This window comes from Undibacterium parvum, from assembly GCF_003955735.1.
GTDB classification, from domain to species: Bacteria; Pseudomonadota; Gammaproteobacteria; order Burkholderiales; family Burkholderiaceae_D; genus Undibacterium; species Undibacterium parvum.
Genome location: NZ_CP034464.1, coordinates 3,733,380 through 3,758,176, shown reverse-complemented (window position 1 = coordinate 3,758,176; position 24,797 = coordinate 3,733,380). Strand labels below are relative to the sequence as shown.

General features: G+C 48.1%; 24 protein-coding genes and 3 tRNA genes. 11 read left to right on the top strand and 16 right to left on the bottom strand.

Annotated elements, in window-relative coordinates; all coding sequences use genetic code 11:
- Positions 1–134: 134 nt before the first annotated feature.
- The 9 genes from EJN92_RS16440 to EJN92_RS16400 all read left to right on the top strand — a co-directional run bounded on the left by EJN92_RS16440 (position 135) and on the right by EJN92_RS16400 (position 7,826).
- Positions 135–211, top strand: a tRNA-Met gene (locus EJN92_RS16440).
- Positions 212–303: 92 nt separating this feature from the next.
- Positions 304–546: a hypothetical protein gene (locus EJN92_RS16435; RefSeq protein ID WP_126128807.1), complete on the top strand. Its 243-nt coding sequence runs from the start codon at positions 304–306 to the stop codon at positions 544–546.
- Between the two features lie 164 nt (positions 547–710).
- Positions 711–2,090 carry an ATP-dependent RNA helicase DbpA gene (gene dbpA / locus EJN92_RS16430; RefSeq protein ID WP_407701524.1) on the top strand — a complete coding sequence of 460 codons (1,380 nt, stop codon included), beginning with the start codon at positions 711–713 and terminating at the stop codon, positions 2,088–2,090.
- Between the two features lie 126 nt (positions 2,091–2,216).
- Entirely contained in the window at positions 2,217–2,846 is a 630-nt protein-coding gene (locus EJN92_RS16425; RefSeq protein WP_126128805.1) for a response regulator, read from the top strand.
- Positions 2,847–3,024: 178 nt separating this feature from the next.
- Complete coding sequence (locus EJN92_RS16420; RefSeq protein WP_126128804.1) at positions 3,025–3,408, top strand: response regulator; 384 nt, start codon at positions 3,025–3,027, stop codon at positions 3,406–3,408.
- Positions 3,409–3,431: 23 nt separating this feature from the next.
- Positions 3,432–4,337: a helix-turn-helix domain-containing protein gene (locus tag EJN92_RS16415; RefSeq protein WP_126128803.1), complete on the top strand. Its 906-nt coding sequence runs from the start codon at positions 3,432–3,434 to the stop codon at positions 4,335–4,337.
- A 79-nt stretch (positions 4,338–4,416) separates the two neighbouring features.
- Positions 4,417–5,256: a universal stress protein gene (locus tag EJN92_RS16410; protein ID WP_126128802.1), complete on the top strand. Its 840-nt coding sequence runs from the start codon at positions 4,417–4,419 to the stop codon at positions 5,254–5,256.
- Between the two features lie 186 nt (positions 5,257–5,442).
- Positions 5,443–7,401 (top strand): MASE3 domain-containing protein, encoded by a 1,959-nt coding sequence (locus tag EJN92_RS16405; RefSeq protein ID WP_126128801.1) that lies wholly within the window; start codon positions 5,443–5,445, stop codon positions 7,399–7,401.
- 71 nt (positions 7,402–7,472) lie between these two features.
- Positions 7,473–7,826, top strand: coding sequence for a flagellar basal body rod C-terminal domain-containing protein (locus EJN92_RS16400; protein WP_126128800.1), 354 nt, complete (start codon positions 7,473–7,475; stop codon positions 7,824–7,826).
- A 207-nt stretch (positions 7,827–8,033) separates the two neighbouring features.
- Here EJN92_RS16400 and EJN92_RS16395 read toward each other — a convergent pair whose 3' ends face one another.
- The 12 genes from EJN92_RS16395 to EJN92_RS16340 all read right to left on the bottom strand — a co-directional run bounded on the left by EJN92_RS16395 (position 8,034) and on the right by EJN92_RS16340 (position 17,334).
- On the bottom strand, positions 8,034–8,804 hold the full coding sequence (locus EJN92_RS16395) for a sulfite exporter TauE/SafE family protein (protein ID WP_126128799.1): 771 nt from the start codon (positions 8,802–8,804) through the stop codon (positions 8,034–8,036).
- A gap of 246 nt (positions 8,805–9,050) precedes the next feature.
- A complete protein-coding gene (locus EJN92_RS16390) occupies positions 9,051–9,308 on the bottom strand; it encodes a hypothetical protein (protein ID WP_227869586.1) in 258 nt (85 codons plus the stop codon).
- Between the two features lie 50 nt (positions 9,309–9,358).
- Positions 9,359–9,904, bottom strand: coding sequence for a FixH family protein (locus EJN92_RS16385; RefSeq protein WP_126128798.1), 546 nt, complete (start codon positions 9,902–9,904; stop codon positions 9,359–9,361).
- 8 nt (positions 9,905–9,912) lie between these two features.
- A complete protein-coding gene (gene ccoG / locus EJN92_RS16380) occupies positions 9,913–11,325 on the bottom strand; it encodes a cytochrome c oxidase accessory protein CcoG (protein ID WP_126128797.1) in 1,413 nt (470 codons plus the stop codon).
- 45 nt (positions 11,326–11,370) lie between these two features.
- Entirely contained in the window at positions 11,371–12,357 is a 987-nt protein-coding gene (gene ccoP / locus EJN92_RS16375) for a cytochrome-c oxidase, cbb3-type subunit III (RefSeq protein ID WP_126128796.1), read from the bottom strand.
- Positions 12,358–12,359: 2 nt separating this feature from the next.
- The gene (locus EJN92_RS16370) at positions 12,360–12,506 is read right to left on the bottom strand and encodes a cbb3-type cytochrome oxidase subunit 3 (RefSeq protein ID WP_126128795.1); all 147 of its coding nucleotides are present in this window, start codon (positions 12,504–12,506) and stop codon (positions 12,360–12,362) included.
- A gap of 30 nt (positions 12,507–12,536) precedes the next feature.
- A complete protein-coding gene (gene ccoO, locus EJN92_RS16365) occupies positions 12,537–13,154 on the bottom strand; it encodes a cytochrome-c oxidase, cbb3-type subunit II (RefSeq protein ID WP_126128794.1) in 618 nt (205 codons plus the stop codon).
- A gap of 27 nt (positions 13,155–13,181) precedes the next feature.
- Positions 13,182–14,621 (bottom strand): cytochrome-c oxidase, cbb3-type subunit I, encoded by a 1,440-nt coding sequence (ccoN, locus tag EJN92_RS16360; protein WP_126128793.1) that lies wholly within the window; start codon positions 14,619–14,621, stop codon positions 13,182–13,184.
- 217 nt (positions 14,622–14,838) lie between these two features.
- A complete protein-coding gene (locus tag EJN92_RS16355; protein ID WP_126128792.1) occupies positions 14,839–16,755 on the bottom strand; it encodes a SurA N-terminal domain-containing protein in 1,917 nt (638 codons plus the stop codon).
- 72 nt (positions 16,756–16,827) lie between these two features.
- Positions 16,828–16,904 (bottom strand) — tRNA-Asp (locus EJN92_RS16350).
- A 29-nt stretch (positions 16,905–16,933) separates the two neighbouring features.
- Positions 16,934–17,009: transfer RNA gene (locus EJN92_RS16345), tRNA-Val, on the bottom strand.
- 52 nt (positions 17,010–17,061) lie between these two features.
- Complete coding sequence (locus EJN92_RS16340) at positions 17,062–17,334, bottom strand: HU family DNA-binding protein (protein ID WP_126128791.1); 273 nt, start codon at positions 17,332–17,334, stop codon at positions 17,062–17,064.
- A gap of 297 nt (positions 17,335–17,631) precedes the next feature.
- Here EJN92_RS16340 and purT point away from each other — a divergent pair, with 297 nt between their 5' ends.
- Complete coding sequence (purT, locus tag EJN92_RS16335) at positions 17,632–18,846, top strand: formate-dependent phosphoribosylglycinamide formyltransferase (RefSeq protein WP_126128790.1); 1,215 nt, start codon at positions 17,632–17,634, stop codon at positions 18,844–18,846.
- A 126-nt stretch (positions 18,847–18,972) separates the two neighbouring features.
- Positions 18,973–20,577, top strand: coding sequence for an L-aspartate oxidase (gene nadB, locus EJN92_RS16330; RefSeq protein ID WP_126129987.1), 1,605 nt, complete (start codon positions 18,973–18,975; stop codon positions 20,575–20,577).
- A 152-nt stretch (positions 20,578–20,729) separates the two neighbouring features.
- Here the strand turns inward: nadB and nadC are convergent, their stop codons facing one another.
- The 4 genes from nadC to EJN92_RS16310 form a co-directional block, all read right to left on the bottom strand.
- Positions 20,730–21,596 (bottom strand): carboxylating nicotinate-nucleotide diphosphorylase, encoded by an 867-nt coding sequence (gene nadC, locus EJN92_RS16325; RefSeq protein ID WP_227869585.1) that lies wholly within the window; start codon positions 21,594–21,596, stop codon positions 20,730–20,732.
- Between the two features lie 76 nt (positions 21,597–21,672).
- On the bottom strand, positions 21,673–22,812 hold the full coding sequence (gene nadA, locus EJN92_RS16320) for a quinolinate synthase NadA (RefSeq protein WP_126129986.1): 1,140 nt from the start codon (positions 22,810–22,812) through the stop codon (positions 21,673–21,675).
- Positions 22,813–22,974: 162 nt separating this feature from the next.
- Positions 22,975–24,291 (bottom strand): DUF3443 domain-containing protein, encoded by a 1,317-nt coding sequence (locus EJN92_RS16315; RefSeq protein ID WP_126128788.1) that lies wholly within the window; start codon positions 24,289–24,291, stop codon positions 22,975–22,977.
- Positions 24,292–24,303: 12 nt separating this feature from the next.
- A complete protein-coding gene (locus EJN92_RS16310; protein ID WP_126128787.1) occupies positions 24,304–24,762 on the bottom strand; it encodes a DUF2844 domain-containing protein in 459 nt (152 codons plus the stop codon).
- Between the last annotated feature and the right edge of the window lie 35 nt (positions 24,763–24,797).

Sequence of the window (24,797 nt, the reverse complement as noted above, 5' to 3'; positions counted from 1 at the left end):
TAGATTACTGCGCCCGCTCAAGGAAAACATAGATCAATTCAGCACCAGAATTTTCTTGTTCATATCTTTAGAAAAATATATTGAGCTATTACTTGTGGCAATCAACAATTCTCTATATACTTCGGTTCCTCAGACGCGGGGTGGAGCAGTCTGGCAGCTCGTCGGGCTCATAACCCGAAGGTCATAGGTTCAAATCCTGTCCCCGCAACCAAACATTTAAAGCCGTTGATTTTTCAAAAAATCAACGGCTTTATCGTTTCTAGCGATCAGCTATTTTCATTCACAAAGCCAATTTATTCGAACATGAGAGATGTTAAGGATTACACCACCTTAGAATTACCGGGTTTCGATCTTTCTGCCCTGCCAGCTCCACCACAAGTAGAAAAAAAACCTGGTTTAGTGCGCAATGCTAAAGTGAAAACTGCAATATATAGTCAGCTCGATTTGCTTGAGCCTTTAGGCGAGAGTGACCAGACAGGTTTACCTGTCTGGTGCAATGATCCCCAACTAGATCAATCCGGACTACCGGTCTGGCAGTCGACCTAACAAACAATTTAGTCCTCGATTACTTTTAGAAAATTTCTATTCCTAATCAAAAAACCTGCTGCGTGCCAAATACCTTCAACAACAAGCGCTGGTGCAGGCCTACGGTAGCTGCTAGACTTCGCTGCTGAAGTATTCATGTTTTACCTCTATACAGAATGTCCGTCATGACCTCAACTTTTTCCACTCTAGCGCTGGCTCCCGAGCTGATCCGCAATCTCGACAGTCTAGGCTACACCCAGATGACGCCGATACAGGCAGCGAGTCTGCCCATCATATTGGAGCAACGTGACCTGATCGCGCAGGCGAAAACTGGCAGCGGAAAAACCGCAGCGTTTGGAATTGGCATATTGGCCAAACTCAATCCCAGCTATTTTGCCATTCAGGCACTGGTAATCTGCCCAACCCGCGAACTGGCGGATCAGGTTTCCAATGAGATACGCAGACTCGCTCGTTTTGCTGAGAATATCAAAGTCTTGACTTTGTGCGGAGGAACTCCGATGCGTCCACAAATGGCATCTTTAGAGCATGGCGCGCACATCGTGGTGGGCACACCTGGTCGCCTGCTCGATCACATAGGTCGCGGCAGCATCAAACTATCTACCGTCCAAACCTTGGTGCTCGATGAAGCCGATCGTATGGTCGATATGGGTTTTTATGAGGATATCGTGGGCATAGTTGCCGCCTGCTCACCACGTCGCCAGACGCTATTATTTTCAGCCACCTACCCGGATAATATTAGAAAAGCCAGTGAGCAATTTCTACGCGAACCAGCCGAAATCAAGGTTGAAAGTCAACACGCAACGAGCCAGATCGAGCAAATTTTTTATGCCGTAACGCCTGACAATCGAAATGCCGCAGTTGCTCAATTACTCAAACACTATAGACCCGTCTCTACCCTCGCATTTTGCAATACCAAAATTCATTGCCGCGAACTAGCCGAAGAACTGCAACAACAAGGCATTAACGCGCTAGCCCTGTATGGCGATCTGGAACAGCGGGAACGCGATGAGATTTTGGTTTTATTTTCCAACCAAAGCTGTTCGGTACTAGTTGCCACGGATGTCGCCGCACGTGGGCTCGATATACAAACCTTGGGTGCGGTAATCAACGTCGATGTCTCTAAAGACACCGAGGTCCACATCCATCGCATAGGTCGTACCGGCCGTGCCGGAGAAAAAGGCTTAGCACTCAGCTTGGCCGCAGCGAATGAAAAAAAATGGGTGAAACTGATAGAGGAATATCAGAATGCGCCTGTGCAATGGCAAGACCTGGAGCAACTGAGCGTCAACTCTGAAGAAGCATTGCAAGCCCCAATGACCACCATTTGCATTATGGGAGGTAAAAAAGACAAGCTGCGCCCAGGTGATTTATTAGGTGCATTAACCGGAGATGTGGGTTTAAGCAAAGAGCAGGTAGGAAAAATCAATGTCTTTGAATTTATGACCTATGTTGCAATTGATAGACGAGTGGCCGATGACACCCTAGATAAGCTTAGTCGTAGCAATATTAAGGGTCGCCAATTTCGCATGCGCATCGTCTGGTAATTCGCATACCGCAATTTAGTGCAAACTCATTGAACGCCAGCATAGCGTTCTTTGTACGTTACAATTGCGCTCTGATCCTAGCGACACCGCGATAGACCAACCTCCCCCGCAACTGAAAACACCCACATGATTCGAATTTTAATCGCCGACGACCACACTATCATGCGAGAAGGCTTAAAACGCATACTTGAGGGTGTAGAGGACATACAGGTCGTCGGAGAAGCGATAGACGGACACGACACCTTAGAAAAGGCCAGGTTGGGCAATTTTGATGTCTTGCTAATGGATCTTTCCATGCCGGGTCGCAGCGGTGTAGATTTGATCCGCCAAATCAAAGACGAGATGCCGAAGCTGCCAATACTTGTGCTCACCATGCACGAAGAAGAACAATACGCGGTGCGCACTATACGCGCCGGGGCCCGTGGCTACCTGACTAAAGAGAGCGCAGGAACCCAATTGGTCACCGCGCTGCGCAAAGTGGCATCTGGCCGCCCTTACATCAGTATAGAGGTCGCCGAACAATTAGCCATGTCGGCCATGCCGGCCGATAATGAGCATCCACACTCGCTCTTATCGGATCGAGAGTTCGAGGTATTTGGGTATTTGGTCAAAGGAAAATCGATTACGGAAATCGCAGAGCTTTTGCATTTGAGCGTCAAAACTGTCAGCACCCACAAAACACGTATCATGCAGAAAATGGACAGAAACACCCTGTCCGATTTAGTCCAATACGCGGTGGCGCACAATCTGATTTAAACGCGCTGCGATTGCAATGATCGCCGCTTCCATGCGCGCAGTGTAGGAAAACTCCTACACCCCCATCTCAAACTCCCACACTTTAAATCAGCAAACCCTGATTTAAATCAAAGCATGCATTGACGATAATGTCGGTACGCAAGAAGTCTATTGCACCACATTATTGAAAATCGCCCACATGAACTTGTTTATCGTTGAAGACTCACCGTATATACAAAACCGTTTGATACGGTTTGTTGAGGAACTGCCAGATATTCACGTGGTAGGGGTTTCCGGAGAAGTTCAGGCAGCCTATGCGGCGATTCTCGCCAGCGATACCGAAGCCATGATACTTGACGTGCAATTAAGCGACGGAAATGGCCTGCAACTACTCAAAAACATCAAACTCAGTAACCCTGAAATTAAAGTTGTGGTCTTAACGAATCACTCAACGGAAGCCAATCGAGTGCAAGCGCTACGCGCTGGTGCGGATGGTTTTTTGGATAAATCTACAGATTTTGAACAAATACCAGGCATTTTGCACGATTGGCAACAGCCGCAACTCTCACCGAATTTAAATTAATCATTTACCCTAAGGTCGATACCATGTCCGCTATTTCTACACCAGCAAGAACGACAGATTTGCCAGCAGCCGCGCTCAACTTCCCTGTGCTATCTAACGATGCGGGATGGCGTTGCCAGGGTAGTTTATGGTCAACTTTACATGAGGTATGTGAATTACTTCACATACCAACACCGACCAACTCCCACAACGAAGATGCCCTATTTCAGCATGTGCGTTACAAGGCTGGACAAAGAATTCATACCATAGGGCAGCAATTCGAGAACCTTTACATAGTCAACTCTGGTTTTCTTAAGACCGTCTTGATCGACGAATACGGCAATGAACAAGTTCTCAGTTTCCCCATGAAAGCCGACCTCTTGGGTATCGATGCGATCTACACTCAACGTCACGCCTCTGAGGCGGTGGCGCTTTCAGATTGCGATGTTATTTTAATTCCTTACAAAACATTTTCAGCTCTGGGTCGTACTTACGCAGAACTAGAACAAGCCATGTTTAGTGCAATGAGTCGCGAACTGGTGCGCGAACAAGCGATGATTAGTATGCTTAGCAGCTTGAGCGCGGAAGCCAAAGTTGCGCGCTTCCTTACCAATCTTGGTGAGCGCTTCGGTCAATTGGGCTATTCAAACAAGGTATTTAATCTGCGTATGACACGCCACGAAATCGGAAGTTATCTGGGTTTGACGCTAGAGACCGTCAGCCGCACACTTTCAGCATTCAATGAATTAGGATTGATCACAGTCGACCAAAGACAGATCGGCATCATAGACCCAGTTTCATTAAAAGCCTTACGCCGACTGCCACCGAGCAAATCACGGATTAAAGTGAGTAAAATAGTCAGTGAAAAGATGAGCGAAAAGGTGTCCGCGCTGGTCTCTAAAAATCTTTTACCTCAATGGTCACCAGAACTAGCCGGTGCTTTAAATTAATGATTAATGACTAATAATTAAGAATTAAGAATTAAGCTAACATATCCTAGATAATTTGCCTTATTCACAAGGGGGAAACATGTCATACAAGACCATACTAGTACACGTGGATGAATCTAGTCGTTCCGATCTGAGGGTACGCATAGCATCCGAGTTAGCCAAGAATGAAGACGCCCATTTGATCGGTACTGCAGTGACAGGTGTCTCACGCTTTATCTACCAAGACGGCAACATCAGCGCAAGCGATCCAAATCTGGCGATACACTTAAAATTTCTGCGCGAGCGCGCGGAAAAAGCCATACTTGGATTTAAAACCGTCGCCACAGAGTCGGGGGTTAACTCTTACGAAAGTATGATTTCCAATGATGAAGCTGGCGGTGGCATAGGCTTACTGGCGCGATATAGTGATCTAGTCGTGTTAGGTCAGACTAATCGCGATGAACCCTCGCCCTCAGTACTGTCTGATTTTCCAGAGTATATCGTCATGAATTCTGGTCGACCAGCTCTGATTATTCCTTATGCGGGTGACTTTACCAGTATCGCGAAGCGCCCTCTGATCTCATGGGATGCCAGTCGCGAGTCGACCCGAGCGGTGACCGATGCAATTCCTTTGCTGAAGCGGGCTGATCTGGTGCAGGTGGCACTATTTAATCCTAGCGCAAAGCCTGACGCTCATGGCGAGCAGCCTGGGGCTGATATCGCCTTATTTCTGGCGCGTCACGGCATTAAAGTAGAAGTTTCAGTGCATAAGACCTCAACCGACATCGGTAACGCGATTTTGTCTTTATCACACGACTTAGATAGTGATATGTTGGTAATGGGCGGCTATGGTCACTCGCGCTTCCGAGAAATGATCATGGGTGGCGTCACCAGAACTATTTTAGAGAGTATGACGATACCGGTATTCATGTCCCATTAAAAATGGGCTAGGACACTACTTAGACAGGCGCCAAATAGGGCGCCTTTTTTAATCGCGACATGGCTTAGCCTCGTATGGATTTCCCACCTACTCTGCGCGCCAAGAAAATATCCAGACAAGCCACGAAAAGCGCCCTAAAATACCCACCCCGTCACCAGCAACATCGGCACTATATTACGCTTATCTATGATCACATCAACACCCAAAGAACTACAACGCGCCGGCTGGATTATCTTTGTACTCTTGTTAGTATCTGTATTCTTGTGGGCCAACACCGCAGCCATCAGTAACTTCCAAGTGCCCGCCGCTTTGCCACTGCATACGGCGCTGGAAACTGCGACGATAGTACTATTTTCATCGGTGTTTATTGTCTGCTGGAACGCTTTCGACGAGATAAGAAAAAAAAATAGCGTGATACTGGCAGTGGCTTTTTTATGCACCGCCATCTTTGGCTTCTTTCATGCCATTAGTTTTCAAGGCATGCCCGGATTTCTGGCTGCCAATGACATGCATAAGTCGCTCAGCTTTTGGCTACTATCACGCGCCATCGTGACCGCCACTTTGCTTGGACTCGCAATCAATTTCGGTGATGCCGCGGTTTCCCCAAAAACATCGCGACGCTTCCTGACGGCAGGAGTATTCCTGACACTAGCGACTTCCCTGCTTATTTTCATACGACCTGATTATTTACCGTCCAGCTATGTAGAGGGCAGTGGCCAAACGGCTTTTAAAATTAACTGCGAAATCCTGATTATTTGCATCAACATTATTACCGCGTCGCTTCTATTCAAGCAAGCGCGCGCCTTCCCGAAAGCACTACCGGGTGAGCATTTACAGATCAATCGAGCACATTTATTTTTAGCCAGTGCCATGATGGCGATGTCCGAAGTTTATTTTTCGCTGTACATTAATGCGAATGAAATATTTGTCGTTATTGGCCATGTTTTTCAAGTCATTTCAGCACTGGCAATCTACCGCAGCATGGTCGCAATCAACATTCACGGACCATACGCGACGCTCTCCGAGGCAAGTAAAAATTTAGTGGCAACAACAGAAGAATTGCAGCGTCATAAAAGGCGTCTGGCCGGCATCATAGAAACCGCAATCGATGGCATCATCACCATTGATGAAGAGCACAAAATGATCTTAGTCAATCCAGCTGCTGCCGCCCTTTTTGGCAATACCGTGGAAGAATTGATCGGTAGTTCGCTCAATCAGGTCATCCCCAGCAGGCATCGCGCTGCACATGACACGCATGTCAAAAAATTTGGTGAAACAGGCGTTACCAGACGCAAAATGGGAACCGATTTTGACGACTTTTATGTGACGGGCCTACGCTCGGATGGTAGCGAGTTTCCGATTGAGGCATCGATTTCTAGCTTAATAGAAAATGGGCAACGCTATTACACCGTGATTTTTCGCGATATTACGGAACGCAAACTGGCAAAAGAAAAAATTGCGCAAAACCACACGCAATTGAGTCAACTCTCCTCCGCTTTGCAGTCAATACGGGAAGAAGAGCGCAAACATATAGCCAGAGAATTGCATGACGACTTAGGGCAATTACTTGCCGCCTTAAGGATGGATTTATCACTACTGCAAAGAGATAGCCTGATTAGTGAGAAATCACAAAAGAACATCGCCAGCATGGATCAATTAATCCTCACCTCGATTACCACGCTGCGTCGCATTGCTACCGATTTACGTCCACGCGCATTGGATGAGGGCGGTCTATTTTTTGCGCTGCAGACCCTGAGGAAAGATTTTTCAGCTCGCCACGGTATCGACTGCGAATTACGAGCCAATGAGGAGCAACTGATGCTGGACGATGCACACAGTACGGCAATCTTTAGAATCATTCAAGAATCCTTAACCAATGTGGTGCGCCATTCGAAAGCCAGTGAAGTACAAATAGAATTTAATCGCACGCCTGAGTCTCTTGAATTTAGCATAAATGACAATGGCCAAGGGATAGAGGAAACCGATATGCATAAGGTCAGCTCTTTCGGTCTGGTAGGGATGCGCGAGCGGGTCAAGGCCATGCATGGCCGATTTGAGCTTAGCAGCGTGCTCGGTGAGGGCACGAGCCTAAAAATTAGCATTCCGCTATCCGAAGACCTAGACGCACAAAACAATTTTCGCTAAGAAATATAATTGACTGGCAGTTGTCTATATTTCGATGTACTCTTGTGTTACCTGCTAACTAGGACTGTATTATGTCTATCACCGCCCTCAACACGGGTCTCTCCGGATTAAAAGCCTATCAAGGCGCACTCGACAGTAGTGCGCACAATATTGCCAATGCCAACACCGCTGGCTTTGTGCCGCAGCAGACTCAATTTCAAGAATCAAAGACCGGTGGCGTGCTCGTGACTATCAGCAAAGAAGGTAGTTTAGCGGCACAAACGGCCACAGCAGAGACTCTCGACACCAGCACTGCGGCAAGCGGCACGGAGCTTGCCGATGAATTGGTCAGTGCTATACAGTCTCAATTCGGATTTGATTTTTCTGCAAAAATCGTTAAGACCGCTGATGAATTACTCGGCACAGTGATCAACATTAGCGCCTGAATTTGTTCCTATCTAAGTCCCAAGTTTAAAGCCCCATCGCCTTTAAACAATTTTTAGCCCCCCTCCGCTTACGCAATACCCACGCGCCCGGTAGACCAGGATGGCTGGAAACCCGCATGGATACTGGGCGCTGGGCCTATGCCTAAAAAATATTCCTATTTCAACCGCCAGATTGCGGCGAGGAGTACTGGCTAAAACAAGAACAGCCTATCGTGCTGGGGTGATGCATAAAAATCCTGGCATATCCTGCATATCGAAATGCCATAATCCAAACAGTGCAATCAGTATGAGTAGCGTTGCGCTGATCGCTCGAACTGAGCCGAAATAGCCGCCCTGTCGCGTCCACTTTTGCATGCTTTGCACCAGTAAGAGGTGCGGTAACGCCGCCAGTCCAAACAAGAGCATCAACAAGGCGCCGGAGTAGGCATCGCCCGATAAAAATGCAAACGGCGCGATCCCTAAGAGTAAGCCACAAGGCAAACAGCCCCAACTCATTCCTAGCAAAAATGGATAAGGTGAGCCGCTCAGCATGCTAGGCATCAAGGCGTGCGCGATACGCAGCACAAAATTACCCACGGTATCAAAAAATATCAGCGCAGGTCTAAACCCCAGTAAGCGCAAACCCAGTAACAACAATGCCAGGTTACCCATGACATAAAAAATCTGCTGCACCGGTAGATAGGGTTTGATGATGACACCGGCAGCGCCCATCGCACCGAAGACTGCACCTATCAACATATAAGTCAGCAGCCGCCCACTGTGCAGTAAAAATTGATAGCGCCGAGTATTCGGAGTGGGCTTACTACTGCAAGCGCTAGAATTAATTCGCGCAGTGGTGTCGACAATCGGAATTACCTTTGTGCCGGTAGGTGCTTTTTGAGACAGCAGAGTAGCGATACCGCCACACATACCCACGCAATGCACGCCACCGACAGCACCCGCACTGAGTGCGGCAAGGGCTAAGGGTAAGGTAATCATATTAACGGCTCGATATGCGGTGAAGTGAAGCTGGCAACCTGCGCTTAGCTTACGCACTTAAGCAACAACGCAGCACAGCCGCGCGTCGCTGATAGGGCAAAGTATACAGCGCTGAAGCGATAGTCGGAGGGGAAAGAGAGTTTGGTACCAAGCTCTCAGAGTAAGGACAGAACTGCCTAAAAACTCCTAAAACTGGTCTGAGTAAAGTCGCATCACCCTTCATTTTTTCTTTAGTAAGAGGCGTGCTTACCGCGATTTTTGCACTAGCAAAGCAGTCAATCCACTGGACAGAATTCCTAACATCCAAAAAGCAAAAAAACCTATGGTGTAGGCGCCCAGAGCATGCACCTTGATACGCTCATCCAGAACGATCAACTCCATAGGATCAACCAAGCTAAAAAACAGACCGGTTGCCACACAGGCCATCAAAAAAGCGGGCCACAAAACGATCATCAACAGCGAGCGTAGCTGTGGGCTGGTATAAGTAGAATTGCTGTGGTTCAAATTCTGTCTCCTTCTAATGGCTATTTATTTCAAAAACCAAGGAGATGGCTTTATTTCGCAGCAGCTAATTGCACTTGCCTTTGCACCGGCTCAAACCAATCGCCAGTTAAACGCCACTCCGTGGTCTCTACTTTGACATGCAACAATTTTACCGCAGCTATCGATAAATTCGATGATGAATTCAAATCGCCTTCGTAACTACCTGGCTGTATTTGCTGCATAGGCAAACGATGTATCACCTCGTTCACAGCAGAGGTCTTGTTATCGGCGCTGGCCAGACTCACCTGTACCAGGTCTGGCATAGCCTGATTTGCGCTCAGTCGCATCTTCAACTTACCAGCCGCCAGATCAAGCGTGAGGTTCGCGGAAAGTGCCAGCGCACGCGCCTTGGCGTCGCGTTGTATATCTTTATTGATCATTAAACCTTGCTTGTAATAATCCTCAGAAACGACCTTATCAGCGCCTCGGAATGCGATAAAACCAGTAATCAAGCTGGCGCAAACTACGATCAAAGGACCGCCGACGACCAAGAGCAGCCACGGCTCCTTGTACCAAATATCTTTTTTTATTTTTTGCTGCAGCAATATTGAATTCATATTTATTCCTATTTGGGTACCAAAAATACAGCTTTTTCGGTCACATTAATCTTCGGCACATTTATATCTTGGATCACAAAACGTATTCTGTTGGAACCGATCTCGGCCGCTCCAGCAGGTATCCGTACCCTTACCGGGAAAGGGATCACCGATGCCGCCGCCACTTCAATTTCGGTCTGATTTACAATCTCAATACCAGCCGCACCTTTCACTGAGATCACATATTTATGCGCTTCTTCATGCGAATTGGTAATTTGCAAGCGATACACGTTCTCGATCGCCCCCGTATCCGTCACTTTAGGCATGCTACGGTCGCGCATCACATCAACCTTTAGTGGCACATGGTAGGCCAGGGATAAGGCGGCGACTAAAATAATCAGGCCTAATATGCTGCCGTAAATTAGAGTGCGCAGACGGAACACCCGCCTCCACATAGACTTATTGTCGAGTTTGCGCTCCAGCGCATGCTCGGTGGTATAGCGTATCAAACCGCGCGGATAAGCCATTTTATCCATGACTTGATCGCAGCCGTCAATGCACAGGCCGCAGGCGATACACTCATATTGCAAGCCATTACGGATATCGATGCCAGTCGGGCAGACTTGTACACAGATACCACAATCGACACAAGAACCTAAGCCCTCAGCCTTAAAATCAACTTTCTTATTGCGCGAGCCGCGCGGCTCTCCGCGGGCAGTATCGTAAGTAACGATTAAGGTATCTTTATCAAACATCGCACTTTGAAAGCGCGCATACGGGCACATATATTTACAGACTTGCTCACGCATGAAGCCGGCATTGCCATAGGTTGCAAAGCCATAAAACAAGATCCAAAAATATTCCCAAGGCCCGAGTGTGAAGGCAAACACTTCTTGTGCCAAAACATGGATGGGTGTGAAATAGCCAACAAAGGTAAATCCAGTCCAGAGCGAAAGCGCCAGCCAAGCCAGATGCTTAGACGACTTCAGAGAAAATTTACGCACAGACATGGGTGCGTCATCGAGTTTGATACGCGCATTTCTATCGCCCTCTATCTTCTTTTCTATCCACATGAAGATTTCGGTATATACCGTTTGCGGACAAGCATAGCCGCAAAATAGACGCCCTGCTATGGCAGTAAATAGAAACAGGGATAAAGCAGAAATAACTAATAGCACAGCAAGATAGATGAAATCTTGCGGCCATAAAACCAAGCCGAAAATATAAAATTTGCGCGTGGTCAGATCAAACAGAACGGCTTGCCTATCATTCCAATGTAGCCAAGCCCCTCCATAAAATAAAATTTGAGTGAAAAATACCAATACCCAGCGCCACGAGGAGAACCAGCCTTTTTGTGAGCGAGGATAGATCTTCCTACGCTCCTCAAACAACGCCAATTCAACTTCTGTCATGGGCGCCGGGACTATCGGTATAATTTTCATTTTTATATCAAACTGTTTTAAAATTACTTCTAAATCACTACTAGCTTACTTCTCTACAGCGGCATTGGCAATTTGCTTGATAGCGCCAGCTTCTGCTTGAGTAACAGCGACCGCAGAATTATTCGACAAGCCCCAGACATAAGCGGCCAACAAATGTACCTTCGCCTCACCTAACAAAGCTTTGTGAGCAGGCATTTGATTGCTGCGTCCCTTGTTGATGGTTTCCATTACATTGTCGACTCCACCGCCATACAGCCAAATTTTATCGGTCAGATTCGGTGCACCCAATGCCTGGGTGCCCTTACCTTCCGCGCCATGACATGCGGCGCAAGCCATAAATTTAGATTTACCCAACGAAGCCTTAATCGGATCATGCGCAGAATTCGATAAACTCATGACGTAGTTCGCCAAATTACGCACATCATCTTCTGAGCCTACTGCAGCCGCCATTGGTGGCATCTGTCCGTGACGGCCATTTAAGATACTCGTCTTAATAGTTTCAGGATCGCCGCCATACAACCAGTCGTTATCTGCTAAGTTAGGGTAACCCTTGCCACCTTGGGCATCCGAACCATGACATTGGGCGCAATTATTTAAAAATAGGCGCTGACCAATTTCTCTTGCCTGTTCATCTTTTGCGACAGCTGGTATATCCATATTCATAAATTTATTGAATATGGGACCGTACTGCTGCTCACCATCTTTAATTTCTTTCTCGTAGGCCCCCGCTTGGCTCCAGCCAAAGCTACCTTGCATACTACCCAAGCCTGGATACACGATTAGATAGCCTACTGCATAGATGATGGTGAGATAGAACAACCACATCCACCAACGTGGCAGTGGATTATTTTGCTCCATCAAATCAACGTCCCATACGTGGCCAGTTGTTCCGGCTGGTAATGGCTTGCCATCATTACCCAGCTTCACCTTCACTTTTGATTGCGACCACAACAATAAACCGCAGGCCGCAATACTGATGAGCACCACGACCGCAATCGCAATACTCCATCCTTCATTAAAAAAATCTGCCATGACTATTTCCCGTTATCGTTATCAATTGGCATGCGCCCTATTTCTTCAAAGCGCGCCTTATTCTTTGAGCTAAAGGCCCAATAAATAATGCCAAGAAAAACCACCATGCTAACCACTGTCACTATGCTGCTGAGTATCGTGAAATTCATATTTACTCCCTAAAAAGTGATCAATGCGCTTTAATTTTTGTTTTTGATTGCAGTACCCAAAATCTGCAAGTAAGCAACAACCGCATCCATCTCAGTTTTATCCACCAATTCAGATGCTGCGTCTTTCACTTGTTGATCCGTGTACGGCACACCCAAGGTCTTCATAGCCTTAAATTTCGGGGTAATTTCGGCGGGATCCAACTTAGTTTTTTCCAACCATGAGTACGCCGGCATATTTGATTCTGGCACCACGGCACGTGGATTATTCAAATGATCGCGGTGCCAGGTATCGCTGTAGCGACCACCAACACGTGCCAAATCAGGACCGGTACGCTTACTTCCCCATTGAAACGGGTGATCGTAAACGGATTCACCGGCAACCGAATAATGACCATAACGTTCAGTCTCTGCGCGGAATGGACGTATCATTTGCGAGTGACAAGCGTAACAACCCTCACGCAGATAAATGTCGCGGCCAGTCAATTGCAGGGCCGAATACGGCTTCATACCTTCGACCGCTTCGGTGGTTGATTTTTGAAAAAACAAAGGAACGATTTCAACCAAGCCACCGACGCTGATGGTTAAAATCACCAGCACCAGTAACAAGCCGACATTACGTTCAATTAAATCGTGTGTAAAATTTCGCATCAGTATTCTCCTGTTGATTTGGCTGACTCAAGCATGTGCTGACACATGAGGCAAGGCAGGAATCGCATTATTTACAGGCTTGGCAGCCATGATAGTTTTTGCGACGTTATACGCCATGATGATCATGCCACTCAGATACATCAAGCCACCAACCATACGAATCACGTAGTAAGGGAATGTCGCCTTGACACTCTCAATAAATGTGTAAGTCAGAGTGCCATCTTCATTAACTGCGCGCCACATCAAGCCTTGCATCACGCCAGCAATCCACATGGATGCGATATACAGAACCACACCGATGGTAGCGATCCAGAAATGAATCTCGATCAAACGCTTGCTATACATTTGCGTCAAGCCAAACAAACGGGGAATCAAATAATACAAACTACCCATAGTGATGAACCCTACCCAACCCAAAGCACCGGAGTGAACGTGACCGACAGTCCAATCAGTATAGTGAGACAAGGCATTGACAGTTTTGATCGCCATCATCGGACCTTCAAACGTGGACATACCGTAGAACGACAAGGACACGATCAAGAAGCGCAGGATTGGATCGGAACGCAATTTACTCCATGCGCCAGACAAGGTCATGATACCGTTGACCATACCGCCCCAGGAAGGTGCCAGCAAAATCAAGGAAAATACCATACCAATAGATTGCGCCCAATCAGGCAAAGCGGTGTAGTGCAAATGATGCGGTCCCGCCCACATGTAAGTAAAAATCAGGGCCCAGAAGTGGACAATAGAGAGGCGATACGAATACACAGGGCGCTCGATTTGTTTAGGAATAAAGTAGTACATCATTCCTAAAAAGCCAGCTGTTAAAAAGAAACCTACCGCATTGTGGCCATACCACCACTGCACCATTGCATCCTGCACCCCGGCATACGCGGAGTAGGATTTCATGAAGGAGACAGGGATCGCTGCGCTATTAACGATATGCAGCACAGCTACGGCCACGATAAAGGCGCCATAAAACCAATTGGCAACGTAGATGTGTTCAACTTTTCGTTTGGCCAAGGTGCCGAAAAACACAACCGCATACGCAACCCAAACCAAGGCGATCAAAATATCGATAGGCCATTCAAGTTCTGCGTATTCTTTACCTTGGGTATAACCTAAAGGCAGGGAGATTGCGGCCGCCAAGATCACTAACTGCCAACCCCAAAACGTAAACTCAGCCAACCAGCCAGCGAACAGACGCACGTTCGAGGTACGCTGCACTACGTAATAGGAAGTACCCATCAAAGCACAGCCACCGAAGGCAAAAATAACGGCGTTGGTATGCAAGGGTCGCAAGCGGCCATAACTCAGCCATGGAATGCCTCCTAAGAATTCTGGCCAGGCAAGTTGTGAAGCAATCAGCACACCAACCAGCATGCCAACAACGCCCCAAACAACTGCCATGACAGAAAATTGTCGTACAACACGGTAGTTGTAAGTATTTTCTTTAATTAAAGTCATGATCTCACTCAGTTGATAAAAGTATAGTTGAAGAATAGCAATTCAATGCTCAAGCTGTCTTGATACAAATCAAATACCAACAGCATAGCCCTAGCAATTAATGACTTTAGCAAGATATTGAAAAATAATCACATTTTTCGACGAAAAAAAACGACACATCGCTGTGTCGTCTTTTTTACGCTAAAAACTTAGCAAAAATAATGTTGTAGAATTTTTATTACTGCGCCGTACTAGGAATCGCCAACGCAGATTTATTGATCGACACCTTAGACTTATCTTTCAAGGCTTCGACATAAGTATAAATATCCTGCTGCGCCACCGCATTTGCAATTTGCTGCTGCTCAGAGCTGCGGCGCGTTGCATCTACCGCGCCGGCATTTACTTTAGAGATACGATAAACCGCATAACCAACACCCGGTACATCGACACCTACAAAGGCAGGTAATTTCTGCGCATCGGCCTTCATCACAGCAGAAAAGGCCTCACCGCTCGTACCCTGATTTTTTAAACGTGAAATCACGCTAGCCTCGGCAAAGCCGCTCGTACTATCAGTCGCCTTTAATGCTGCCAATTTCGATTCCCCAGCCTTCTTGGCCAACGCGGCAGCTTCGATCTGTATGACTTTAGCCTCGATTAAATTCCTAACTTCTTCCAAAGGACGCTTACTTGCCGCCTTATATTCCAAAACACGACCCGCAATCAAGGTTCTCGGTGCGACCTCAACGGCCTCGGTGTTGTGCTTTTTCTTTAATGAATCTTCAGAAAATATCGCTTTCAAAAACTTAGGATTATTGACTGGTACGGTCGCCGGAATTGCAGCACTAGGAAGGCGATTTAAAGAGGCAACGGTCTCAATTTTCAATTTCAACTTATCTGCGACCGCTTTCAAACTATCCGATTGTTCGTAGACCATATTTGTGAAAACCTCAGCCGATTCAGCATACAACTTGGCAGCCTTCTGTTTCTTAATATCGGCGAAAATTTGCCCTTTGACTTCATCCAAAGTCTTGGTAGCGGCTGGCTTAATCGCGGTCAGTTGAATAATATGAAAACCATAATCAGATTGCACCAGATCACTGATTTCAGATTGTTTTAGTTTATAAGCAGCATCTTCAAACGATTTAACCATCGCGCCTTTTGTAAAGAAGTCGACATCGCCACCACGCTCTGCGGATCCGGAATCTTGTGAATTTTCCTTGGCTAATTTTGCAAACAATTCAGGATTTTTACGCACTTGCGCCAACAAACTTTCGGCCTTAGCCTTGGCAGCTTTTTGATCCGCCTCACTACTGTCTTTTTTAACCGTAATCAAAATATGGCTAGCACGACGCGACTCTTCAGTTGCATATGATTTTTTGTTTTGCTCATAGTGAGCCAGAATATCAGCGTCAGAAACACTTACTTGCGCGCCTACTGCGTCATCGTTAAACACCACATATTCGGCCTTGATCAACTCTGGAATCTCAAACTGACTCGAGTTTTTTTCGTAATACGCTTTCAGCATGGCATCAGTAACTTTGACTTGCGCCAGATAGTCGCTACTCTTAAAGTCCATTTTTTGAACTTCACGCTCTTGCTCGTAAATGGCAGAAATACGATCAGCGACAGTCTTAGATGAAAATGCAGTTCCCTGCACCGCACTCAACAACTGCTGCAGGGCTAAATCCTGGCGCAAACGCTGCTCATACATCGCAGGGTTCATGCCTTGCGCCGCCAATAAACTCTTATAGCGATCAGTATCAAAACCACCATCCGGCTTAGTCAAGCCTGGCGTGGCCAAAATATTTTTCTGCAAGCTTTGATCGCTGACCGACAAATGATTTTTTACGACTTCAACTGCGATCACTTTACGCGACACCAACTCATCCAAAAGCCCTTGTTTCGCTTCTGGAGAACTGAGCATTTTAGAGTCGAACTGCTGACCATAAGTCTGGCGCAATCTATCCAATTGCTCGCGCTGAGCCGAGTCAAACTCTTGCTGAGTAATCGTTTGGCCCGCAACCGTCGCGACCGCAGTAGCGGCGCCGTTGGAACGAGTAAAACTCTCGATACCAAAAAAAGCAAATGACGGGAAAATAATTAGCAGCAATAGAAGCTGCATAATGCGTTGGTGGGTGCGAATATATTCAAACATGCTCAACCGATCACTATGACAAACTGATTCCGAATATGAAAAAAGGCGAACTCTCGTTCGCCTTTTAGATTTTGGCGGAGTGGACGGGACTCGAACCCGCGACCCCCGGCGTGACAGGCCGGTATTCTAACCAGCTGAACTACCACTCCTAATTTACTACTCTATGTTATCAGTGTTATGGTGGGCGCTGAGAGGCTCGAACTCCCGACCTAAGCCTTGTAAGGGCTCCGCTCTACCAACTGAGCTAAGCGCCCCATCACACACACGAACAACATTGCAGCGCTTGTCACCGCGCCACGAAGTCCATTAGTTTACAGCATCTTTCAAAGCTTTGCCAGGTTTAAATTTAGGAACCTTGGCTGCTTTGATTTTAATTGCTTCACCGGTACGTGGATTACGACCAGTTCTAGCGGCACGCTTGCCGACGGAGAAGGTCCCGAATCCAACCAGAGTTACCGTGTTACCTTTTTTCAAAGTTACTTTTACTGCACCGATCAAAGCATCCAAAGCGCGCGCTGACGCAGCCTTAGAAATGTCGGCTGTTTTCGCAATATGATCGATTAATTCTGTTTTATTCACTTACGCCCCCTCACAAAAGTTTAACGTCGCAACGATGTCTTCGTATGCCTTGTTGGTCGTCCATCTATCACGGTCCGCAGAAAATCTGCATGCGGCATTAGATCAAGCAGTAAAGCACCGTGTCAAGTGTTTTACATAGTTTCTTTGCACTTCAAGGACATTATCGGCGATAAATCGAAAGTATAATTTGAATTAATTAGATCACCTCAGCGCGCCAAAAAGTTCACTGCCTTATTTCGGCTGGCGGCGGATCAGCGCATTTTAAGATATCCCTTTATTTTCACTTCGCATCACACAATGAATACAATTAAACGACTTGGCACACCTCTCTCCCCAACCGCCACCAAGGTAATGCTACTTGGGTCCGGTGAACTCGGCAAAGAAGTGATCATTTCTCTACAGCGACTCGGTGTCGAAGTGATCGCCGTTGATCGCTACCCAAATGCGCCCGGCCATCAAGTGGCGCATCGCGCGCACGTGATAGACATGACCGATGGTGCAGCACTGGCGCAACTAATCGCGCTGGAAAAACCTGATCTGGTGGTACCTGAAATTGAAGCAATCGCCACCGCCACCTTAGTTGAACTAGAAACTGCGGGCAAAGTTCGCGTCATTCCAACCGCGCGCGCAGCCTGGCTGACAATGAACCGGGAAGGCATACGCAGACTGGCGGCAGAAACTTTGAGCCTGCCAACCTCGGCTTACCGCTTTGCCGATAATCTGCAAGAGTTGCAAGAGGCCTGCGCTGAAATAGGCTTCCCGTGCATCATTAAGCCTGTCATGTCTTCGTCCGGCAAAGGGCAATCCAAGATCGATCATGCAGGCGAAGTTCAAGCCGCCTGGGATTACGCAGCTTCCGGCGGACGCGTCAATGCCGGTCGCGTTATCGTTGAGGGCTTCGTCGATTTCGACTATGAAATCACACAACTGACGGTGCGCGCCATAGGAAAAAATGGTCAGGTCGAAACTCATTTTTGCGAACCTATCGGACATGTGCAAGTACAGGGGGATTACGTCGAATCATGGCAACCGCAAGTGATGCATGCACGCGCCTTGGAGCGCGCCCGTGAGATTTCTAAAAAAGTCACCGATGATTTGGGTGGATTAGGATTGTTCGGCGTTGAGCTATTCGTCAAAGACGAAATGGTTTGGTTTTCCGAAGTAAGCCCGCGCCCTCACGACACTGGCATGGTCACCATGGCTAGCCAATATCAAAGCGAATTTGAACTGCACGCAAAAGCTATTTTAGGTTTGCCTGTCGATGTCTCACTGCATACGCCAGCAGCATCGGCGGTGATTTATGGTCAGCACGAACACGCGGGGATAGCATTTGAAGGTGTAGCCGAAGCCTTGCAAACACCGGGAGTGGATATCCGCCTGTTTGGAAAACCTGAGTCTTTCACTCGTCGCCGCATGGGGGTCGCATTGGCCCGAGCCAAAGACACCGATACCGCACGAAATTTGGCGAAACAGGCTGCCGCCAAAGTAAAGCCAGTGATCGTGACTGAATAAGCCTGAGTCTATGTAAGTCGATATTGCGGCGAGAAAATCGGTCAATAACAAACGCGCGCCTCAATATCACCTATAGTTCAGCTTCCGACGCGGAATTAACGATTAATTTTTACGGCCTGTTTTATGATGAAATTTGATGTAGCAATTGTGGGTAGTGGCTTAGCCGGTTTATCAGTGGCACTGCATTTAGCAAAGACCCGCAAAGTTGCGGTGATTTCAAAGCGTACTTTATTAGATGGTGCCAGTGACTGGGCACAAGGCGGAATCGCTGCAGTACTGGACTCGGGAGATAGTCACGAACAGCATATTTCCGACACCCTGATCGCAGGCGGTGGCTTGTGCGATGAAACCGCCACCCGCTACATCATAGAACATGGTCGTGAAGCGATCGATTGGCTGATAGATCAAGGCGTACCGTTTACGCGTGACGACGAGGCTGAACTTGGTTTTCATTTGACGCGAGAGGGTGGGCACAGCCAGCGTCGCATCATCCATGCGGCCGACGCCACCGGCCACGCGGTGCAAACCACCTTAGAGCAGCAAGTACGCAATCACCCCAACATCAGTTTATTTGAGCACCACTACGCAATCGACGTCATCACCTCGACAAAAATCGGTGACAACAGCCTGCCACCGCGCTGCTTAGGTTTGTACGTACAAGATGTTAAAAGTGGTGAAGTTCACACCTTCAGCGCGCAGCACACGGTGATGGCAACGGGTGGTGCCGGTAAAGTCTATCTGTACACCACCAATCCTGACACAGCCACCGGCGACGGCATCGCGATGGCGTGGCGCGCTGGATGCCGCGTTGCGAATATGGAGTTCATGCAATTCCACCCGACTTGCCTGTATCACCCTTACGCCAAATCCTTCTTAATTACCGAGGCGGTGCGCGGTGAAGGCGGCCATTTAAAATTACCACCAGAAGCAGGCCATGCAGCGGGTTCACGCTTCATGCTGGAACACGATGAACGGGTCGAGTTAGCACCGCGCGATGTGGTCGCCAGAGCCATCGATTTCGAGATGAAGAAACGCGGTCTGGATTATGTAGAACTAGACATCAGCCACAAGAGCCCCGAATTTTTAAAAGAACACTTCCCCACCATCTATGCGCGCTGCCTGGAATTGGGCATAGACATTACCAAGCAGCCGATACCCGTGGTACCAGCGGTACATTTCACCTGTGGTGGTATCGTTACCGACACCGCCGGTCGTACCGATTTGCCTGGTTTGTACGCGGTCGGTGAAACCGCCTACACCGGGCTGCACGGCGCTAACCGCCTAGCCAGTAACTCTCTGCTTGAATGTCTGGTAATTGGTAAGGCTGCCGCCTTGCACATCGCCGAGCAAGAACTGGTGGCCCTGCCCTACTTGCCCGACTGGGATGAAAGCCGCGTTTCGGATGCCGATGAAGAAGTGGTGATTGCCCATAATTGGGACGAGTTGCGCCGCTTCATGTGGAATTACGTAGGCATAGTGCGCACCACCAAACGCCTGGAGCGCGCCAAGCACCGCATTAAATTGCTCAAGGAGGAGATCGACGAGTATTACGCTAATTTCCGCATCAGCAATAATCTATTAGAGCTGCGTAATCTGGTCGAAGTCGCTTCGCTGATCGTCAATAGCGCGTTGTCACGGCGCGAAAGCCGAGGCTTACATTTTAGCCGCGACTATCCCGATACCATGCCAAAAGCACTGGCGACGGTGCTATCACCTAAGCGCAAGAAATAATTTAGACTTTTTGAAGGTGGCAACGCCAGCGCCCAGTATCCATGCGGGTTACCAGCCTATCTGGCTCGCAACCCGCATGGATACTGCGCAAGCGGCCTATGCCCTATTTAATTTCTAGCGTGAATAAGGCGGAAGCAATCACTGCATCAAACTCAGATAATCCGCAAAGAGTAATCAATCGCTCGAATATCCTTGGTCAGACTGCCGATAGAAATGCGATCAACACCAGTTTGCGCTATCACTGCAACGCTGCTCATATCGACTCCGCCGGAAGCCTCCAGCAAGGCGCGGCCGGCATTTAAATCGACCGCAGCGCGCATCATATCGGTACTGAAATTATCTAATAAAATCGAAACAGCCCCGGCATGCAAAGCTTGCTGCAACTGCTCTATAGTCTCTACTTCTATCTGTATCGTCACGCCAGCATTAAGAGACTTAGCTGCGCGCAAAGCCAGTTCTATACCGCCAGCGGCTGCAATATGATTTTCTTTAATCAAAATACCGTCGTACAGAGCCAGCCTTTGATTCTTGCCGCCACCTACCCGCACCGCATATTTTTGCGCCAATCGCAGACCCGGCAAAGTTTTACGTGTATCGAGTATCGCGGCAGAGCTACCCTTAGTAATCTCCACGTAACGATGGGTGGCCGTTGCCACGGCTGACAACATCTGTAAAAAATTCAAGGCACTGCGCTCAGCCGTAAGTAAGGCGCGCGCCGGCGCGACGATTTTGCACACCACCGTATCGGCGCGCATCAAATCACCTTCGGCATACTGCCAATCCACGCTAATAGACGCATCCAAAGTCGCCATGACGGCATCAAACCAGGGCGCACCACAGAGAATGGCAGACTCTCTGACAATTACCTGTGCCTGCACACGCTGCGCATCAGGAACCAACAAGCCAGTCAAATCGGCAGCGCCAATATCTTCGTCCAAAGCGATGGCCACGTTGCGCTGAAAAGCCGTGTGCAGATCAAGGTCGAAGGGTGCGAAATTATTCTTTAAATTACTACTCATTGATTGACTCATTGATTGACTCATTTCTCTATTCGTTTCTTTACGCATAGCGTGGCCACGCTATGCGTCACCCGCATTATGCCGGGCCTATTCCTGAAAAAAGTTTTTGCTCCTGCGCCAGGTCAGAACTTGGGCGCACATTGGCTTTTTTTGCCGCTGCAAAATCGAGCATACGATCGATGCACAATTTGGCTTTTTTCCCGACGCTAGGATCGACAATGATTTCGCCACTACCTGTTTCCAATGCATACAATAGATTCGCCAAGCCATTCATTGCCATCCATGGGCAATGCGCGCAACTCTTACAAGTGGCACTATTGCCTGCCGTAGGGGCGACGATGAAGCGCTTGTCTGGTGCTGCCATCTGCATTTTGTGCAAGATGCCGTTATCGGTGGCGACAATAAATTCTTGTGCATCCATCGTCATGGCCGCATGTATCATTTGCGAAGTCGATCCCACCATATCGGCCAACGCCACCACTGCGGCGGGCGACTCTGGATGCACCAAAATTTTTGCATGCGGATACTCGGCCTTGAGTAGATCCAACTCCACACCCTTAAATTCATCATGCACCAGACATGAGCCCTGCCACAACAACATATCGGCGCCGGTTTTTTGCTGAATATAGCCGCCCAGATGCTTATCCGGCGCCCACAGGATTTTTTTACCTTGCGCATGTAAGTGCGCCACGATGTCGAGACCGATACTAGAGGTCACCATCCAATCGGCACGTGCTTTCACAGCCGCGCTGGTATTGGCATACACCACCACAGTGCGATCAGGGTGGGCATCGCAGAATGCAGCAAACTCATCCGAGGGGCAACCCAGATCGAGCGAGCACGTAGCATCCAGATCGGGCATCAAGATGGTTTTTTCAGGGCTGAGTATCTTGGCAGTTTCCCCCATAAACTTCACACCCGCCACGATCAAAGTCTGGGCGGCGTGATCACGCCCGAATCTGGCCATCTCTAAAGAATCGGAAACGCAGCCTCCGGTTTCTTCTGCCAAATCCTGCAACTCTGCATCCACATAATAATGCGCTACCAGGACGGCTTTTTTTTCATGCAGTAATTGCTTGATGCGCGTTTTTAATCGCAGCTTTTCGGCCGCACTGGGCGCATCAGGCACACGCGCCCAGGCAGCCGCGGTGCAACTACTGCCCACATCCATCTGCGGCAGCTCGAATTCTATAACTTTGGTCGCTTCCATCTGCATTCTCAAAGGGGAAAAACGTCAGTTTATCAGTAAACAAAAAAACTGCACCTAGGTAGGTGCAGAATAGCTGCAGAACGGCAGGGTTTTTCGCTGAATTGCTAGCGCCAGTCAAGGCTAATTCCGCTATCAATCAATTTGGGAACAACTAGGCATGAAGTTATTTTAATACGCCCAATATGGGCCTTTGCCATAAGCCGTGTTGGCATCTTTTATGGCGACAAAAACCCTTCGGCCAAAAAAGAATGGCAAGCCCCAATCGAAGCTATTACTATTAAAACTCCCGGAAAACCCACTGCCTGCACCACCGATGTGCGCGGCTATCGTACCCGAGTTCAAACCATCAGTTGCCTCTAGCCGAAAGTTAACGATTCCAGAAGTACGCGAATCAAATGACTTATTCACGGCACTCAGGTTTAACGCCGCCGCTGGGCAATAAAAACTGGTCGACAAAGTGCAGACCTTAATCGCTTTATCGTCAAAATAATAGCCGTTAGAGCCACTATCAATAAAACTGGAGCTGAGCGCCTTGTTGTTATAGATGGTGATGAAGTTGCCGCGACTATCCGTTGCATAAATCGATTCGGCGCTAAGCAGATTATTAGTCTGAGTGCCGATGCCAAAAATCAGTGAACCATTTAATTGCGTGACGCCACCCAGACCGACGCTTGGCATCAGAACCAGTACGCCGTTATTGTTCTGCGCAAACGATGACACTGGGTTAGCGACTTGCTGCAGCAAGGGTACGCTGATACTTCGGCAGCTTATTGCATCACATGCATAGTAAGCCCCGGGTATCACCGAACTCACGCAGGCCTCACCACAATCCTCTTTAAATAAGCCCACGCCCAGTACACCATTTGCCCCTAAGGCCGCGACCGAACCTATATCCAAACCGCTGCTTTGACAGCTCAACGGCTGCTTGGCAAATTCGGACGACGCATCAGCAACTATGTGTACAGGTAAGGTAGCGATCGATTCGCCGCCAATTTTTACGCTGGCCTGACGCACCGCGCCCCATTGATAACCACTGGCAAATTGTACGCACTCGGCGAGCAGCGCTCCATTACCGAGCTTCACCGCGGGCAACTGTAATTGAGCATCCAGAATATTTGGTGCGATCAAACGTAAACCGATCGATGCAGTATCTAGCAAAATATGATCTATGGTCTGACAAACCGTAGTAGCTGGCCTACATATGGTGACGCTGACATAAGCTTGATTGATCGTGCTCTTACTCGCAGATGGCCCCTTGTCGACAATGATAGCCACCTCATTACTTGCCAAAACAGGGGGAGGATTGACCACAGGCGGATTGACCACGCTCAAGGCCGAATCAGACGAACCACCACCACAGGAGATGAGTAGCAGGCAAAGTAAACTCTGGCAGCACAAATTCAGCATGCCACTCAACAGACAACTCAGCGAGCGCGCGGGACAAAGGCTTAACAGCACATTCGAAAAATAATTCAGATTGCCCATGTTTGCCTCGATTTATTGAATATCTTCTTGTTTAAAATCTGCAGGAAACTCGCTAAGAATCCAGGCGCGACCAGTAAAGGCACGCATATGTCCACCAGAATAAATACTCACCTCAGGTCTGATTATCTGCAATTGCGAATTGCCAGCTCTGGGAACTCGCGCAGCTTCAGTGCGCATAGTGTCGAAGTGTTTGCCGAGGAGGTTTTGTAGATCTGGCAAAAACGGCCCTTGCCAAGTTACCGCAAACACGATGCCATTGCCGCCTATGTACTCTCGCACCACAGTGCCAGTATTCAGTACCGATTCAGAGACGCGATAAGTATGCGGAGCTTGATCAGCGCTGACAGACAAAGACTGCGCCTTGCGTACTTCAACTTTATTACTAAAGGTACTGGGAGCTGCGCCCAATTCCGCTTTAGCCGAATTACAGCTTAGAACAAGGAAGGCTAAAAATAAGCGTAAGCCGCACATAAAATCACCTCATATAATTCATAACATACAGCTGA